Consider the following 16696-nt stretch of genomic DNA (forward strand, 5'->3'; position numbering starts at 1 on the left):
CCGATGACGGGCCGGCACTAGAACCGCGTGATGAGCGTATAGGCGAGTGCCGCAAGAAGCGCCCCACACGGCACCGTGCTGATCCACGCGAGCAGGATCTCGACCACCTTGCGCCAGTGAACTCGTCGCGAGGCCACGCCCATTCCGAACAGAGAACCGACGCTGACATGGGTCGTGCTTACCGGGAGGCTGTGAAGGCTCGCCGTGGTCACCAACCCGGCGGTAACCAAACTGGCCGCAAACCCCTGACCGGGGTTCATTCCCGTGACCTTTTTGCCGAGTGTTTCTGCAACGCGCTTGATGTCGAGCAGCCCACCCAGAGCGATGGTTACAGCGACGATCAAGAACCCCCAGTGAACGCCCAACCCCGGTACCGCGAGTATCAGAGCGACCATCTTCGGCGTGTCGTTGAGTCCGCGTGCGAAACTCGCTGCTCCGGTACTCAGGAAATGCAACGCATCCAATAACGGTGTGCGGTGGTCCGGCATCAGACGAACGGCCCCGAGAAGCAAGTAAACCGCCGCACCCGCGACCGCTGCAACGATGGGGCTGAAAAACAGCGGGTAAAAGAACTGCTTCCCAAGCGCCTCGAACCGCACCTCGCCACTACCGGCCAACCCCGCTCCGGCCAGTGCGCCAACCAAGGCATGGGTGGTGGAGACGGGGAACCCGAGCCGCGTGGCCAGGAAACTCGTGAGCGCCCCACCGATGGCCACAGCGCAGACGAAACTCTGAGACGCGGCCAACTCGTCCGGGACAACTCCGCGCCCGCGAAACGAGGAGAGCATTCCTTCCGCCAAAAACAGCGCAACAATTGACCCTACGAACGTGGTCGCTGTCCCCCAAAGTGCCGCTGTGCGGAGAGTGGTGGTGCTACTGCCGTACAGCGAGGCGACGCCTTTGAAGTTGGCGTTGGCCCCGTTCGTGAAAGCGACAAAGCAGGCCGCGAGAAACAGGAGCGTGACGATCATAGAACGATTCCGACTCCCACTTCCTCGTTGTGATTCCTGCCCGACTGTTAAGGTACGGCCCCGCACTTCCTCGGCCACAACGCGCGTACTGCACAGATTGCAACAGTAGGAACTCGCGCTGCCCTAATCCCGTTGGCATCGCACGTCATGCGAATTGACGTCAGAAAATATGCGAATTGTTACAAGAATGCCGTCCGTACCGCGCGAAACAGCTCCAGCGCGGACGGACGGTTGGAACAGGATGTGCTGCCACTTGCGGCATGGGTTAGCGTGAATGAACGCGACACAAGCGGGGACCGCACCATGATTCAAGCACGTTCGGCAATCCGGTGGGCACTTTACGGTGTCGGGGCGTGTCTCGCGTTCGTGATCCTCGTCCGCGTCGGTATCGGAGCGTATTTGGGCACCGCCGCGGGTAAGGAGCTTGTGAGTCGGAAGATCACCGCGCAAATCGGGATGCCGGTTGAGGTGACGAGCGTTCGGCTCGGACTGGCCACGTCAACGATCGGGATGCGAGTGTTCGACCCGGCCGCGCCGGACCCGAACAAAGCAGAAGTATTCGCGGTTGAGAACGCCTCGGCCGATATCTCGCTGTTCGGACTGGCCACAAGTCGCATCGCGCCGAAAACGGTGACGCTTCGGGGAGTTAACCTGACGCTCCACGTCGGTGCTGATGGCAAGGTCGTCACCACGCTACCCAAGTTTCCGGAGAGTGGAGGCGGGGGCGGGGGCGAGCTACCCACAATCACCCTCGCCGACGGACGGCTCACCATTCGACAGGACGGGCGCCCGGAGTTCGCCCTACAGAACCTCAACGCTTCCGTCACGCCGGCCGCCGATCACGTGAAGTTGTCCGGCACGATCGATGACCCCGCGTGGTCGAAGTGGACGATTTCTGGCGACGTGGCCCGAAACGGTTCGACGGGCGAAGTCCGGCTCGCGACCGACGACGGCCCGCTCACGATGGATCGACTCGGATCGATCCCGTTCGTACCCGCGTCGGTGTGGCAGCGGGTGAAGCCCGACGGACGCGGAGCCATTGCGCTGCGTTTGTGGCTCGATTCGGCGAGCGACGTTCACTACGCGGTAGATCTCAAACCTGCGGCAATTGCTCTTACCCTTCCCGATGCAAATATGACTCTCGCGAATGTGACCGGCCAAATCAGCATAACGGGCGCGAAGGTGACGCTCGTCGGCGCGAAGGCCGAACTCGCGGGCGGGTCGATCGCGGTCGACGGCGACGCGGACTTCGGTCCGGAACCGACCGTGATAACCCTTAAGGCTTCGGCCGCGAACCTCGACCTCAAGAAGCTGCCGCCCGAGTGGAAGTTGCCAAAGGACATCGAAGGCAAGCTGAAAGGCAGCGCGGACCTCGTGTTGCGGGTTTATTCCGACGGGCGGATCGAACCGAGCGGCGGTGGCGACGGCGTGATTACGGATGTGAAAGTCGTCGGCTTCCCCGGCGACGACATCCCGATCCACTTGCGGAAAGCCGGAAGTCAGTACGAGTTCCAACAGCACAAGGAAAACGCGAGCAACACGCGCCCCTCGAAGGCCCCCGTGCGCAACTCGGCGCGGCAGGAAAAGAAACCTGCCGATCCACCGAAAAAGGACGACAAGAAGGAGCCCGCTAAGGGCGGCGAACCGACGCTCGACGCGACCATCCGCTTCCGTGACATCAACATCGCCGAATTGCTCGAAAAGCTGAAGGTGAAGATCAACTACAAGATTAGCGGAAAAGTGAGCGCGGAAGCGACGATCGCGGTCCCCGTATCACAGGCCGTGAGCCAAGCGGCTTACAAGTTCACGGGGAAGATCTCGTCACCATCGCTCACACTCGAAGGACTGACGCTTCGCGATATCTCCGCGAACATGATCTACCAGGACGGGAAGTTCACCCTCACCGATCTCAGCGGGAAGATCGATCAATCGAGCCAAAGTGGGTCACAATCCGGCACGTTTCGCGGAACACTCACGGCCATGACATCGCCTCCGGGCGACGTGAGTGCCGCACTGACCATTGACAAGATTCCGCTCGGCGAAGTTCTCAGAGCATTACCCGATTTCAAACTCGCACTGAAAGGCGCCGTTTCAGGCAAGGTGGCAATGAAGGCCCCCTACGAGAAACTCTCGGACCCGAACGAGTGGAACGGCTCCGCTGAACTGACTTCGTCCGAACTCGTCGTGGAGAGCCGCAGCGCGAAAGACATCCGGCTCTCGGTCACGGTCGCAAAGGGCATCGCAACACTCAAAGAAGCGAACGTCACTCTGGAAGGGATTTCCGTCAGCGCGGAAGCGACGCTCGGGTTAACCGGCAAATACCCATTCTCGGCCACTGTGAAAACGACCGGCACGAGCATCACCGATTTGCGGAAACTGGTCCCCGAAGCACAACTTCCCGCCCCCGTTGAAGGCGTGCTGGAAACAGAGTCGCGCGTCACGGGTACGATCTCGCCGCTTGCGTATACAGCGACGGGCAGCATCAAGGCCACAAAACTCACGCTCGCCAAATCGACGGCCAATCATGTCGAATTGAAGTGGGAACTGAGCCCCGAAAAATTGGTGGTTTCCGATCTCAAGGCAAACGCTTTCGGGGGCACGCTGAACGGGTCAGCCAACGTACCGTTCGCCGCGGACAAAGCGGGTGCGTTTGGAGTGGAGTTCAAAGACCTGGATGCGGGCGGCGCAGCAGAATTGGTGCCGGATTTCCCTGTCAAGATCGCCGGGAAGGTGTCCGGGAAGATCAGTGGCGAAATCCCCCCTGCAAAGGAGGGACAGGGGCGCGTGGGCAACCTCGATGTGGACATCACCGCGCCGAAATTGACCGTTCAGGGCATCCCCGCGGAGCGCCTGACGGGTAAGGCCGCTCTCAAGGGCGGTGCGGTGGAGTACGAACTGGAGGGCAAAACGCTCGGCGGGTCGTTTGACATCAAGGGGCGTTACCCGGGCCAGAAGAAGGACAAGGAACCGGGCGGGCAGGGGAAGCGCGATCGCGGATCGTTCAAGTTAACCGGCGTGGACCTAGCGCGGCTCGCGAGCGGCGTCGGGTTCAGCGCGCTCGAACCGCTCCGCGGGCGACTCGACGCGAACTTCGACTTCGAGAACGACCTCTCGACTGGCTCCGGGCGCATCACCCTCACGCGCCTGGAATGGGGCGGAACGCTCGTCTCGCAAGAGCTGGTGGGCTTGCTGGTGATGCGCGACGGCGTCCTGCAACTCTCCGATGTGACGGGCCGCGTAGCCGGCGGCGAACTCCGCGCACGCGGACAGGTACGGCTCGAACAAACGCAGCGCAACTTCTTCACGCTGGCGCTCAGCGGTGCGGATGCGAAGAAGCTCCTCGCGCCGTTCAGTGGCTCCAACGATCTACTCGACGGTCCTGTTTCGGTGGTCGTTCACGCCCGGCTCGGGGGCGAAATGCGAGGGTCGGGCACGGTGACGCTCCCACGTGGGAGCGTGTCCGGCGTTCAGGTGACCGACCTTCGGGTACCGTTCACCTTTTCGAGCGCAGCGGGCGGGTACGGGCGGTTCACCGTGCGTGAGGCGTCGGTCCAGGCCGGGTCCGGACGCGCCCGAGCCGATTTGTCACTCGATTGGGGCACGGAAACGCGCCTGGACGGAGAGGTGAAGTTCGCCGACGTACCGCTGCGAACGATCGCGCCGGAACTCGGCGAGAATGCTCTTTTGGGTAGCGGACGGCTTACAGGGCGGTTCGACCTGAAGGGCACCCGCGTGCGCTCGTTCGACGACGTGAGCGGTACCTTAATCGCCAGTCTGAACAACACGTCGGTGAAGGAAATCCCGATTCTGCGTCAGGTCACGCCGTTCCTGAACACCACCGGACTCGTCAAGCCGTTCCAGTCGGGCGACGTGCGCGCGAATCTGAGTAAGGGCGTGTTCCGCGTTGAGCGGCTCGCACTGGCGAACCCGGCCGCACAGTTGTTCGCGGAGGGAACAATTGCGACCAGTGGCCGCGTGGACCTGAACGTGGTCGCGCACACGGGAACGATCGGTCCCGATGTTCGTGCGCTGCGGGTGTTCGGGCTGCGTGTACCTGCAATCGGCCCGGTCCCGATCGGGTTGATCCGCGACGTGAGTGATTTTCTCTCGAATCGAACGGTGCGTCTCACGATTACTGGGTCGACGAGTAACCCGATTGTGCGTGTGAACGTCGGGGCGATTCTGACCGATCAGGCTGTGCGGTTCTTCCTGTCGCGGTACGTACTTCCGGCCGAAGCGGCTGGCATTCTCGGACTTGGTTCGAGCAGTTCCATGAGCAACAGGTAGCCGGGTCGTGCCGAGAAGTGGCGCAGTTTGGGAGGTAGCAGTAAGAACGGTTTAAGAGGAGGTTCCGTGCGACCCGATAACACCGATGCTCCGGATAAGTTGGAAAGGAGTCGGTGTTATGGCAATTCGCACGCGGGGCTTCGGCGCCCTCGGCCTAATGATACTCGTTACAACTGGGTGCTCGACCGTGGGCGAATCGCTCGGGTTCAGCACACCGACCAATCCTCTTAGTAAGAACGCGAAGGCCGTGCGCGACACGGCCCCCGTTCCCGCGCCGGTGCCGCGCGAACTCGCGATGTCCCTACTCCCCGCTCACATCGTGGAAGCCGGTGACACGCTGCTTGTGCAGCCGGTCGAACTCGATGCCCCGGTCCGGCTCCCGCCGGATCAGCCGGTGCAGCCCGACGGTACCATCGACCTCGGCCAATACGGGCGCCCTGTAGTCGCGGGGAAGACGCTACCAGAAGTTGAAGCGGTAGTCCGCGACACGGTCGCGGCGAAGGAAAAGAAGGCCGTGCCCATGACGGTTCGTCTACTCGCGCGCCCGGGGAAAGTGTTCTACGTGCTCGGCGAAGTGAACGCTCCCGGCGCGTTCCCGGTCACGGGGCACGATACCGTGCTCTCGGCGATCACGCAGGCGGGCGGGCCGACGCGCCGGGCGTCGCTGCAAAACATCATCGTCGCCCGCCCCTCGCTCCCCGACGGGTGCCGGACCGTGTTGCCGGTGTGCTACACGAACATCGTGCAACTCGGCGATACTTCGACGAACTACCAACTGCTCCCGGGCGACCGGATCTTCGTGCCGAGCAAGGGCACATTTGAAGACCTCTTCGGGGGCTACTTCAAGCGCGGCGGACCGTGTGACGGCCCGCAAGTGTCCTGCTTCAGTGGCAACTGCAACCCGGCTTGCGGCGGACTGCCCACGGTCCCTGCTCCGAAGCCGTAATGGGCAGCTGGTTGTGTTGAAATGAGTGGGTGCCCCGTTGCCAAAGATGGGCGCCGTTCGCAGTCGAACCGAATCGGAACTCTATTCGTTTGGTGGGAATAGGGCGAATGAGGTTGCGGCGCGTCTACATCAAGAGGTCCGGCGGTGAAATCGCCAGCGAAGCGTGCTACGCCGCTTGGCGTGGATTTTCGCACCTCGGGTACCCGCTCGATTTCTTCGAGTGGGATGATCTGACTCAAAAGTGCCTTCCGCTTGATCCGCGCACTCTGGTTGTTGGGGGAACTGTCGCGGTTCACATGGCACTGCGACAAATCGGCGCGACCGTACCGTTACCCCTCGATCTTCCCGCTCCGCTGCTGGAGTTCGCCGGTCGAGAGATTTGCGAATCGACACTCGGGGCCGTGCGCGAGCGATTCCGTTCTCCCGATGCAGTTTCGCTGTTCATTAAACCGCTTGTGGAGACCAAATCGTTCGCGGGTGCGGTTGTTACCGGTGCGTCCGAATTGGCACGGTTACAGCACCTTAATGACGACACCCGCATTCAGACGGCCGAGCCGGTTGCGTTCGTGTCGGAATGGCGCTACTTCGTTCACCGTGGCGCGGTCGTGGGCCTGGCTCACTACAGGGGCGAGTGGTCTGTGGTATCGAATAGCGACACCGTGCGTCGGGCCGTCGAGGGGTACTCGTCCGGCCCGGTTGCTTACGCTCTGGATTTTGGAGTTACTGCTGACGGGCGCACCTTGCTGGTCGAGGCGAACGATGCCTTCGCGCTCGGCGCTCACGGAATAGACGCGGTGGCTTACGCCCGCATGTTGGAGGATCGCTGGCTGCAAATTGTCGGAGTAGAGACCTGACTTTTCGCGCTACCTTCTCTGGATGCAAATATTTTCCATGAGAAGATTTAGCTGCAACACGCACGGCACTGTTCTGACCATTCAGATCGCCTTCACATCCGAACCAGTGCTTTGTCAGGTCCGATTATTCCGGTTAGCGAACAACCGAATTCTGGGACGCGGATAATTATTGCGACAGCACGATCGGAAAAGGTAAGCTATGTTTCGGGGCTATGCCGCGAACACGTCGCCCTTTCTTTTCGCGGTTCCCGTTCCTTTCTCGCGTGACACGAAACGATGCCAGCATTACCTGTGCCGGCCAGCACCGCGGAGCTTCTGGCTCTGATCCGCGGGAGCGGGATTCACTCCCCGGGCGCGTTCGACGAGCGCTTGGCCGAAATTCGCGATCTCCCCGACGAACCGATCCGGGCCGCTGAAGTTCTCGTTCGCGAGGGCTTACTCACTCGCTTTCAAGCGAAGCAGTTCCTCTCCGGGCGGCACAAGGGCTTCAAGCTCGGACAGTACGTCATTCAGGACGTACTCGGCCAGGGCGGAATGGGGTCCGTGTACCTCGCGGAACACGGCGCGCTGCGCCGGCGCGTCGCGCTCAAGGTGTTGCGCTCCCAGCGCGGGCTCGATCAGAAGGTGAGTATCGAGCGGTTCATGCGCGAGGCCCGCGCTGCGGCGGCTCTCGACCACCCGAACATCGTTCGCATTCACGACGTGGCTCAGCAGGGTGACGTCTACTACTTGGCGCTCGAATTCGTGGAGGGGCGCACGCTCGACCAGCTCCTCGAACGCGGTACGCCGGTCGCGCCGTCGCAGGCTGTGGGGTACATCGCGCAGGCCGCGGCCGGCCTTCAACACGCGCACGAGAAGGGGTTCGTTCACCGCGACATCAAGCCCGCGAACCTCATCCTGGCGTCGAACGGTACGGTCAAGATTCTCGACATGGGATTGGCCCGGTCGCTCCGGAGTGAGGGCGATAACCTCACGGAGATGCTGGACAAGGGCGCGATCGTCGGCACCGTCGATTTTCTCGCGCCCGAACAGGCACTCGGCGAGGGTGAGATCGACGTCCGGGCCGATATTTACAGCCTCGGAGCGACGTTCTACGCACTCGTCACCGGTCGCCCGCCGTTTACAGGCACGACCTCGCAGAAACTCGCGCAGCACCAGATGAAGCCGCCGCCGGATCTCTCCGCGGAGGACCGGACGTTCCCGCCGGAACTGGCTCAAATCGTTTCCAAGATGCTGGCGAAGAAGCCCGAGGACCGGTTCCAGAACCCGGGTGAGGTGATCGCGGCGCTCGCGCCGTGGTTGTCCGATGCCAGCGAGCAGAAGGTCGTCGTCGGGATCTCCGCGAGCGATCAGGACAGTGCCGCTCGGTTGCGGGCGACGCTCGCCGAGGCCGCGACCAAGCGCACCAAACGCACGCCCAAACCGGCTGCGGCTGTGGAAGAGCCGGTTCTCGTCAAGCGCCGGTCCGGGGGCAAATGGATCGGCGTCGCTGCGCTGGCGCTGATCGGGATCGCCGGGGCCGTCGGTTACGCACTATGGCCACCGTCTAAACAACAAGTCGCGCAGGGGCCGCGAACCGATCCCACGCCCGGTCCCGTCGCGCCAACACCGGGGCCGGATAACGGAACACCGGGTACCGGCACGCAAGGGAATCCCAGCGTACCGAACCCGCCGCGTGCCAACCCGAAGGTGACCATCACTTCCGGGGCTGACGGGCTGCGCATTCAGGCAGCCAAATACGACGCGCTGATTAGCAAATCGGACGGCAATCTCAGTAGTTTCCGGGTCGCAGGGGTCGAGTTCCTCCGAACGGGGGCGTCCCTATCGGGCGGCCGGACGGTGGCACAGGGCGGGTACTTCTACTACGAGAAGGCCGGGCACCAGGGGCTGGTCAAGTTGACCGAAATTCAGCAGCCCTCGGCCAACGTTGTCGAAGCGAAGAACGGATCGTTTACCGTTCGCTACGAGTTCACTCCGAACGGGCTTACTGTCACGGCGAACAACGCGACCGACGACACCGTGCCGTACTACTTGCTCTTCGATTCGAGTTCCGTTTACGACGTCGCGAACGAGAAGGGCGAACAGCTTTCGGTACCCGCGTCGCGGTCTCCCGCTGATCCGCTCGACCCGAAGTGGCGCACGACCACTTGGTTATCCGGGCGCGCGGCAGTGAAGGTGACTGATCAGACCGAAGACGCCGCGACGAAGCTTTGGGGGCCGTTCTCGGAGTTCCGGTCGCAGGTCTGGGAGAGCACCGCGAAGACCTACAACCGCGTGCAGTTCACGCTGGAACCGATCATCAGCGCCGAGGTGCCGAAGCCCGTACTGACTCCGGGAGCGGTGATCGTGTCGCGGTCCGGCCCGGCGCGCGTCGTTCAGACCGAACTGTACGAGGCGACGGTCGACTCGGACGGGTGCATGCCCAGCATCAAAATCGACGGGGTCGAGGTGCTGAAGGCCAACATCAACGTCTCGCGCGGTGTGTACTTCCTGCCGGGGTACCCGCTACCGTTCGACATCAAACAACCTTCTCCCACGACAATCACGGCTCAGTGCGATAAGGCCGCGGTTCAGTACGACTTCTTCCCGAACAAGATGACCTGGACGGTTGAGAACCGGTCCGACCAGGGCATGCCGTTCTTCGTGGTGATGGACACGTCGGTTACAGGTGTGCGGAACGAGAAGGACGAGTGGGTTAAAACGCCTCTATCCAAGGACGCCGGGACTCCCGAAGGGGCGGGGTGGGGGACCACGACTTGGTTCGCGGGGCGAGCCAAAATGAAGTTCACCGGCGGGAGCAAGGTATGGGGACCGTGGGAGGGGAAGTATCAGGTTTGGGAAGCGTCTCTCGCTCCCAAGGAGAAGCGCGTCATCACCGTCGAACTCGGGCTGACGGACGCAGCCGAAGCGGGCAAACTCGGTGACCTCACGGGGGCCAAACCTGCACTCGCGACCGATTTGACGCTCGATTCGCCGGCGGATTATCAGGTGTATCAGCGGAAGACCAAGCTCCAAGGCGCGATGGTCGTGCGCGGGCGAATGCGCTCGGCCTACGATCGCCTGGAACTGCGCACGACGGGCAAACCGCTCCAGGGCACACTGCCCGATCAATGGCGCGAGATCCCGGTCGCGGACAAGGCACGGTCCTTTGAGGCCACGATCCCCGCACCAGCCGGAGGGTGGTACAAGGTCGAGGTTCGTGCCCTGAAGGACGGTAAGGTTGTCGGCGAGATGGCCGTCGACCACGTGGGTATCGGTGAAGTGTTCGTCGGTGCGGGGCAGTCGAACTCCACCAACTGCGGTCAGGAACGGATTCAGCAGAAGTCCGGGATGGTGTCCTCGTTCAGTGGAACCGGTTGGCAGATCGGGGACGACCCGCAACCGGGCGTTCACGACAACACTTCTGGCGGGAGCTACTGGCCGGCGTTCGGCGACGCGATGTTCGAGGAGTATCAGGTTCCCATCGGGATCGCGTCGACCGGACACTCGGGCACGAGCGTCAACCAGTGGGGGCCGGGCGGGGAACTGTGTCGTTGGACGGCGGGGCGCATGACCCAACTCGGGCCGAACGGGTTCCGTGCGGTGCTATGGCACCAGGGCGAATCGGACGTGGGCATGCCCCCCGAGGAATACACTCGCAAAATGACGGACCTGATCCGGGAAACTCGCAAAGTAGCCGGTTGGGAGGTACCGTGGTTCGTGGCGCAAGTCTCGTACCACAACCCCAACCAGGTCCGGTTCGAGAACTCGCGTGCGGGGCAGAAGAAGTTGTGGGACAGCGGGATCGCACTGGAGGGGCCGGACACCGACACGCTTACCGGCGACAACCGCGACGAGGGCGGGAAGGGGATTCACTTCAGCCCCAAGGGGTTAAAGGCGCACGGTAAACTGTGGGCCGAGAAGGTTACTGTGTACTTGGATAAGGAACTGGCGAAGTAGACGCTGGTCGCACCTTGGATATGACGCGGGCCGGAGCTACTGCTCCGGCCCGTGTCGCTTTGGTATATCTTGCTGGAGCTGGTGAACGATACGTCGTCTACCGCATTGGCATGCCTCCCGCTCCACCGGCGTTCGGCTGTGGGTTAAGCGGCGGGGTGAATGGAGGCGTTTGTAGTATGGGTTGGCGGGAAAGGGGCGGTTGGAACGTCTTCGCGTTCTCGACGGTCGTGATGTAGTAGATGTTCCCAGCGTACACCATCTTCAGTTCCGCCATGTCCGTGATCACCCGCAATGCGTCATACAGTCTCGCATCGTTCAAACTGATCGTTAGTGAGGGCAGCTTCGGCCGTTGGCCCTCGCAGCGCGGGTCCAGCACGATGTTTGCCCCCGTCTGTTTCCGCAAATCGGCGAGAATGTCGCTGAGCGGTTTACGATCCGCAGAGACGCTCACTACCCCACCATAGATGTGTTCACTAATCATTTTCTCGGTTAAAACGGCACTATCATCTTCGGCGTGATCGAGCGGATTGACACCGGGCCGAAATGCGGGAACGTAGGCCGGCACAATGACCAATTGGTCGCCGCGGACCCGGTACGTACACTTGGAGCCGAATCGAGTTTGCGCCAAGGAATCGGCCAACACGTCGCGCATCGGCATTTTCTCGACCCGCCGGGGTAAATGAAGTTTTGTTTCGTAGATCGTCTTCAGGGAAGCATCGATCTCTTCGCCGGTATCATCACCGAACAACCCAATGCGCCGGAATGCGTCCACGTCCACTCGGACTATGAGGTCGGTTTCGTCCTCGATCTTTTTCAGGACTTCTGCGACCGTCACGCCGTCGGGGGCAAGCCCCGCTCCCACCAGTTTGAGTAGAGCGGCCTCTCCGCGCGAGTTCGGGTCCACTTTGCTTTCCAGCGCCGCGGATTTCGCCACCGGTGGTTGTGCGGCGGGCGCTTCGGGTGCGAGCGGTTGATTCGCGCTCTTTGTTTTGGGCGCGACCGGATCGGCCGCGGTGAGGTAGAACCCCGCACCCACACTTCCCAACAACCCTAATACGAGTCCCAACGCTGCGAAACCTCGAAGATTCGTCGTCATTACAGTTACTCCTCGGGCTAGTTCGATTACTGCGGGCGAGACGGCCCCGCCCCCCGGTCCGGCGGCCTCGGTGAGCACCGCCGAAATTGTGCTGGCAAACAGTTCCGTGAGCCGCGGACCGGCCGCTTCCACCGGTCCGCCGAGCAGTTGTTCGAGCGCGACCCCGGCCCCGACCGCGACCCCGCGCCGCGTCAACCGGGCCTGAAGCGTCTTGCGGGCCGCGTTGAGCCGGGAATCGACCGTACCGGTGGGTACGGCCAGCGCCGCGGCCGCTTCGACGTTGGTCCGGCCCTCGATCAGACACAGCACGATGACCGCCCGGAGCTTGTCCGGTAGGCCCGCGACTTCTGCGTCGATGACGGCCTTCAGTTCGTCGGTTTCCCACGACGGGGGTTGTGAATCGGGCATCGGCACCTCGCTCGTCGGGAGCGCTGCGACGGAGTGCCGGGCGCGCCGACCGGCGGCTTTCAGTGCGATCTGATGAGCTACCCTGTACAGCCAACCGGACAGAGATTCGCGCCGGCGGATCGTCGCGGCCGAGGTCGCCAGAGCCAGAAACACGGCCTGGAACGCATCTTCCGCGTCGGTTTCGGACACCAACCGCCGGCGGCACACCGAGAGAACCATCGCCCCGTGACGCTGAACCAAGCCCGCAAACGCGGTCTGGTCCGCGGTCCGGACGAACCGCTCCAGGAGGTCCGCGTCGGAATCGGCCGACAGCGCCGGGCGCAGTCGAGCGACGAAGCCGAACAACCCTCGGGATGACGCAGCCATTGCCCCCTCCGACCGAGTGCCGACGCCGGTACAGTTCCCGCTCGGTGCCGCACACTTCGGAAAAACTCGAAAGAATTTTCCCGAAGGTCACGAGAACGGTTTTCGGGCGTATTTGAGATCGATTTGTGCCGTCCGAACACCAACGCCGGAACCGTGAGTTCCGTTTGCGGCCCTCGCCTCGCAAAGTCCCGTGAGACGAGCGCGAACACCTATGCCCGCAGCATCGGGCGAATAAAATACGGTTACACTAACGGAGCGAACCCGGTCTTGAAGGAGGGTGCTTCTGAATGTCCTTTCGGCTTACTAGATCACGACGTTATTTAGCGTTAGGTTTAACAATGAATCCGCCTTGCGGTGCCGTATTCTGTCCCTGAAAATTGGTGAATGGCTTCCCAGTAATTGACTTGATTTTCTCTTCTTGGACCGCGTATTCCTTACTGTTTACATCATATGCTATTCCGATCCTATCTCCCGCTCTGGGTTTCTTGTACGGGTCATTTGCCACCAGATACAGAACGGGGGCACTAACACCGCCCACCTCTTGTGGCGCCCCTCCGCCCAGAATGACCGCAGCCACCTCTCCCCCCTCTTCGACTTCGATCAGCCATCGGCAAGATTCATAAGACGTCAGGACAAGTATGACGGATTTGCCGGCTTTGACTCGAACTGTCGTGAGGTAATAGTGTGCGGGAATTGGTGCCACCTGATTCGGAAACGCCGCTGCCAGCAGAGATCGATTTAGACACAATGTCTGTATGTGCGTCCTCTTTTCACCAAGTGCGATGGCATCCTTGAGATCTTTAGTAAGCGAAACATCATTTAAATCGTTTTCCGAGAACAAATCGGGGCGCATCATCATTTTGCAGATATCGTGCGAAATATCGGATGTGAGCCCTCGGAACTCGGGAGTTGGCTTTTTCGCCGCAATCTGAGCGACTACGTTTTTGTTCTCCACAAGCTCGCGGCGATCCTTTGCCAGGAATTGCATCACGCGAGTCGCGGGGCCTTTGTTGTCTTGAAGCAACTGTACGAACTGGGGCCAATTCGTTACGTCTACATCTTCAAAGTCGATCCTATCTGGTCGATAAATGCCGATGCCATAAATCTCGGCCGTTTTAGCGGCCTTGTCGATTCGCTTTAGTATCTCCGCCTCTGACGCTGTGCCTGGTTGGGGCTTGTCAGAGCAGGTTGCAAAAGAATTGGCAAGGAGTAGCAGCAGAAGCGAAAAGACAAAGGTGCGAGGAATCACAATCTTATCCTTTTGTATAATGACTTTAACGAACTGCTCGTAAATTGGGTAGATTGCTTAGAAATCGTCCGGTATGACCTGGCCGTCGTTACGCTGGATGAGGAGCTTAAGAGTCTGTTTGGACGGGAGCTTCTTCAGTGTTCTGACGGTGCCGTCGAACATCACAACCTGAGGCTGACCGGTGGGCAACGTGCCGAGCAGCTTGGTCGCATCCTTCTCGGGATCGAACTCCAACTCGTCCGGCTTGCTCCAGGGCACGGAGGTGCTTGCGATCGCACACATGAGTGTGTTGGCCGTACCATCCGGGAAAGAGGCCGGCAATCCCATGCCGAAGATCCAGTCGAAGCCCGCACCGTTGCCGACGAACACGCGGTAGTACGTCTCGGTGCTTCTCGATTTGGTGAGGCCCGGGGTCGCGTACACGGAGGGCATCTTGGCGAGCAACTTCTTGTTGTGCTCGCTGTCCCACGGCTCGTCCAATTTGAACTGCTTGTAGAGCGCTTCGTGCCCGAGTTGCGGCAGGATCAGCACGCGCCAACTCAGGCACGCTTGCCCGGCTTTGTTCCAGTACGCTGCCGGCGGAAGGATGCCGTGCTTGTCACTGTATTCGTGCATCGCGATGGCAATGCGCCGCAGATTGTTCGCCGAAGGCGCGATGGCCGCGACCTCTCTGGGATTCGCGACCGCCATTGGGTCCGGTTTCAGGTGCTGAGGGGTTCGAGTGAATGCTTGGCTTTTGGTTGCGCTGAGCGCGGAGAACGCGATCAATGCGAGTGCGCCGCACAGGAACCGACGCATGGCTGCTCTCCAGAGATGAGTGCCGTCGCCCATCGCGGACCAACGCCCTCACTCGCTGAGTCGCCGACCGAGGCGCTCGATGAGGGCGGTTCGGACGGTCGAGTGGGCGTTGTACATTCCGCTGATGTCCAACTCGGTTTGAGGAGAAAGGTACTCGGATTCCGCGAGCGGCGAAAGATCGTCGACGTCGATTTCGTCGTTTCGGCTCAAATCGAGCACCTGAAGGCGCGCGAGCCGCGGTGAGGATGCGAGGACGTCCAGCACGCTGCGCCGCAGTTGGCATTGCGAGAGCCGGAGCCCACTGAGCCTCCAGTGCGGCGAGTTGAACACCGCGTCCACGCCCGCGTCGGAGATGCGCGTGCCGCTCACCGAGAGCACGCGAAGGTTCGCCAGATCGGGACATTCCGCGAGCGTGCGAAGCCCGGCGTCGGTGATCGATTCGTGCGGCTCGGCTTCGTCCTGGTGGTACACGCTGTTGAAATTCAGGTGCAGCGTGTGCAGGTTCTTGAAGCGCCCGCTGCGTGCGAGTGTGCGGAGCGCTTCGTCTGTGAGGTAGTTCGAGGACAGGTCGAGGTACGTGAGCGCGCCGGCCCACGGTGCCTCGCAGAGTTGAGCCACGCCCCCATCGCGCAACCAGTTTTGCCCCACATCGAGCACGCGGAGCGCGGACGAACCGGTTGCCGTGAACAGTGGCTCGAGCGAGATTTCCGGGACCGAACCCTGCTGCATCCGGAGCGCTTCGGCCCGCGTCCAGAATCGCGATTGTGCGAGGGCGCGCAGGTTCGCCGTCGCGCTACCGCACCCGTTTATCTGGAGGCGCTGGAGATCCGCGATCGAAGCACAAGCGAGGAGGTTGTCGAGCGAAATCGCGCCCAAAGGCGTTCCCGAGATATCAAGTTCGTGCAGGCGGCACTTCGAGTTACGGAATGCTTCCCAGCCGTTCGGCGCGATCTGGTTGTAGCGAAGATCCAGCGCGGTAAGGCTCTGGCAGCACGGGGCCGCGAGTAAACCTTCGAGGTCGTCTGCGGTGAGCTGCGCGCCGGTCGCGGTCAGTTCTTCGAGCCGCGAATCCGTTCCGAGCGCGCGAACCAGTTCCCACGCATCGAGGCGCCCCTCGTCGTAATACTGGGCCGGCGCTCCGCACCGCAGCACCTTCAGCTGATCGCGAAAGGGTGCGTACCCCAGAAGTTCGGGCAGATCGCCCAAACCCGGGCGAGCGGTGAGATCGAGTTCGCGGAGGCGCGCGAAGTTAGACCGGCACAGGAAGTGTCCGAGTTCACCGATCGTCGTGTACCAGCCCGCGAGGTCGACCGCTTCGAGGCGCCCGAACCAGGCTTTCTGGCCCGTTTCGCGCAGGTCTTCGATCATGTCCATCTGCCCGCCCTGCACGCGCCACCGGCGGACCGGGTGCGCGGCACACAGGTCGGACCCGGGACCGAGCATGAAGTACGGGTTGGCCGCGACCTCGTTCACGAACCCGCGCTCGAACTCCCACTCGGTCAGCCCGTCCATGTCGTCGGGCGCGACGCCGAGCCACGCGGACTCGTGTTCCGCGAGCAGGTCGTGTTCACGGTCTTCGAGTGCCGCACGCTGCGGCGCGCCTTCGGGTAGGCGCGCCCGTTCGATCTGAACGCGGATGAACTCGGCGCGCGCCGAATGCCCCTCTTCGTCGAGGTAGTCGGCGTAGACGAGACGCGGGGTGTCTTCGTCGGGCGATTCGCGAATGGCGCGCAGCAGGGCGGCTTCGGTGGACATGCGGGTTTAGGTTCCCACCCGAGTTCG

General features: G+C 61.9%; 9 protein-coding genes. 4 read left to right on the forward strand and 5 right to left on the reverse strand.

Translation table 11 applies throughout. The annotated features are described in order from the left end of the window. Positions 1 to 17: 17 nt before the first annotated feature. Positions 18 to 971, reverse strand: coding sequence for an inorganic phosphate transporter (locus tag VT84_RS12890; protein ID WP_082839815.1), 954 nt, complete (start codon positions 969 to 971; stop codon positions 18 to 20). Between the two features lie 303 nt (positions 972 to 1274). Here VT84_RS12890 and VT84_RS12895 point away from each other — a divergent pair, with 303 nt between their 5' ends. The 4 genes from VT84_RS12895 to VT84_RS12910 all read left to right on the forward strand — a co-directional run bounded on the left by VT84_RS12895 (position 1275) and on the right by VT84_RS12910 (position 10997). Continuing rightward, positions 1275 to 5258 (forward strand): AsmA-like C-terminal region-containing protein, encoded by a 3984-nt coding sequence (locus VT84_RS12895; protein WP_162271683.1) that lies wholly within the window; start codon positions 1275 to 1277, stop codon positions 5256 to 5258. Positions 5259 to 5376: 118 nt separating this feature from the next. Beyond that, on the forward strand, positions 5377 to 6204 hold the full coding sequence (locus VT84_RS12900; protein ID WP_162271684.1) for a polysaccharide biosynthesis/export family protein: 828 nt from the start codon (positions 5377 to 5379) through the stop codon (positions 6202 to 6204). 107 nt (positions 6205 to 6311) lie between these two features. Beyond that, positions 6312 to 7058 (forward strand): ATP-grasp domain-containing protein, encoded by a 747-nt coding sequence (locus tag VT84_RS12905; protein ID WP_052558384.1) that lies wholly within the window; start codon positions 6312 to 6314, stop codon positions 7056 to 7058. A gap of 276 nt (positions 7059 to 7334) precedes the next feature. Then, positions 7335 to 10997, forward strand: a complete 3663-nt coding sequence (locus tag VT84_RS12910) for a protein kinase domain-containing protein (RefSeq protein ID WP_082839818.1) — start codon at positions 7335 to 7337, stop codon at positions 10995 to 10997. A 97-nt stretch (positions 10998 to 11094) separates the two neighbouring features. Here VT84_RS12910 and VT84_RS12915 read toward each other — a convergent pair whose 3' ends face one another. The 4 genes from VT84_RS12915 to VT84_RS12930 all read right to left on the reverse strand — a co-directional run bounded on the left by VT84_RS12915 (position 11095) and on the right by VT84_RS12930 (position 16669). Next, positions 11095 to 12867 (reverse strand): RNA polymerase sigma factor, encoded by a 1773-nt coding sequence (locus VT84_RS12915; RefSeq protein ID WP_052558377.1) that lies wholly within the window; start codon positions 12865 to 12867, stop codon positions 11095 to 11097. Between the two features lie 316 nt (positions 12868 to 13183). After that, positions 13184 to 14116, reverse strand: a complete 933-nt coding sequence (locus VT84_RS12920; RefSeq protein WP_082839819.1) for a hypothetical protein — start codon at positions 14114 to 14116, stop codon at positions 13184 to 13186. A 57-nt stretch (positions 14117 to 14173) separates the two neighbouring features. Further along, a complete protein-coding gene (locus VT84_RS12925) occupies positions 14174 to 14914 on the reverse strand; it encodes a DUF1559 domain-containing protein (RefSeq protein ID WP_162271685.1) in 741 nt (246 codons plus the stop codon). Positions 14915 to 14962: 48 nt separating this feature from the next. Next, entirely contained in the window at positions 14963 to 16669 is a 1707-nt protein-coding gene (locus VT84_RS12930) for a TIGR02996 domain-containing protein (RefSeq protein WP_082839821.1), read from the reverse strand. Positions 16670 to 16696: the final 27 nt, after the last annotated feature.

Origin of the sequence: Gemmata sp. SH-PL17 (assembly GCF_001610855.1) — a bacterium.
GTDB lineage: Bacteria > Planctomycetota > Planctomycetia > Gemmatales > Gemmataceae > Gemmata > Gemmata massiliana.

Excerpts from the sequence above, each read along its gene's own strand:
- VT84_RS12890 (WP_082839815.1), bottom strand. The coding sequence starts at position 971 with ATGATCGTCACGCTCCTGTTTCTCGCGGCCTGCTTTGTCGCTTTCACG.
- VT84_RS12895 (WP_162271683.1), top strand. The coding sequence starts at position 1,275 with ATGATTCAAGCACGTTCGGCAATCCGGTGGGCACTTTACGGTGTCGGG.
- VT84_RS12900 (WP_162271684.1), top strand. The coding sequence starts at position 5,377 with ATGGCAATTCGCACGCGGGGCTTCGGCGCCCTCGGCCTAATGATACTC.
- VT84_RS12905 (WP_052558384.1), top strand. The coding sequence starts at position 6,312 with ATGAGGTTGCGGCGCGTCTACATCAAGAGGTCCGGCGGTGAAATCGCC.
- VT84_RS12910 (WP_082839818.1), top strand. The coding sequence starts at position 7,335 with ATGCCAGCATTACCTGTGCCGGCCAGCACCGCGGAGCTTCTGGCTCTG.
- VT84_RS12915 (WP_052558377.1), bottom strand. The coding sequence starts at position 12,867 with ATGGCTGCGTCATCCCGAGGGTTGTTCGGCTTCGTCGCTCGACTGCGC.
- VT84_RS12925 (WP_162271685.1), bottom strand. The coding sequence starts at position 14,914 with ATGCGTCGGTTCCTGTGCGGCGCACTCGCATTGATCGCGTTCTCCGCG.
- VT84_RS12930 (WP_082839821.1), bottom strand. The coding sequence starts at position 16,669 with ATGTCCACCGAAGCCGCCCTGCTGCGCGCCATTCGCGAATCGCCCGAC.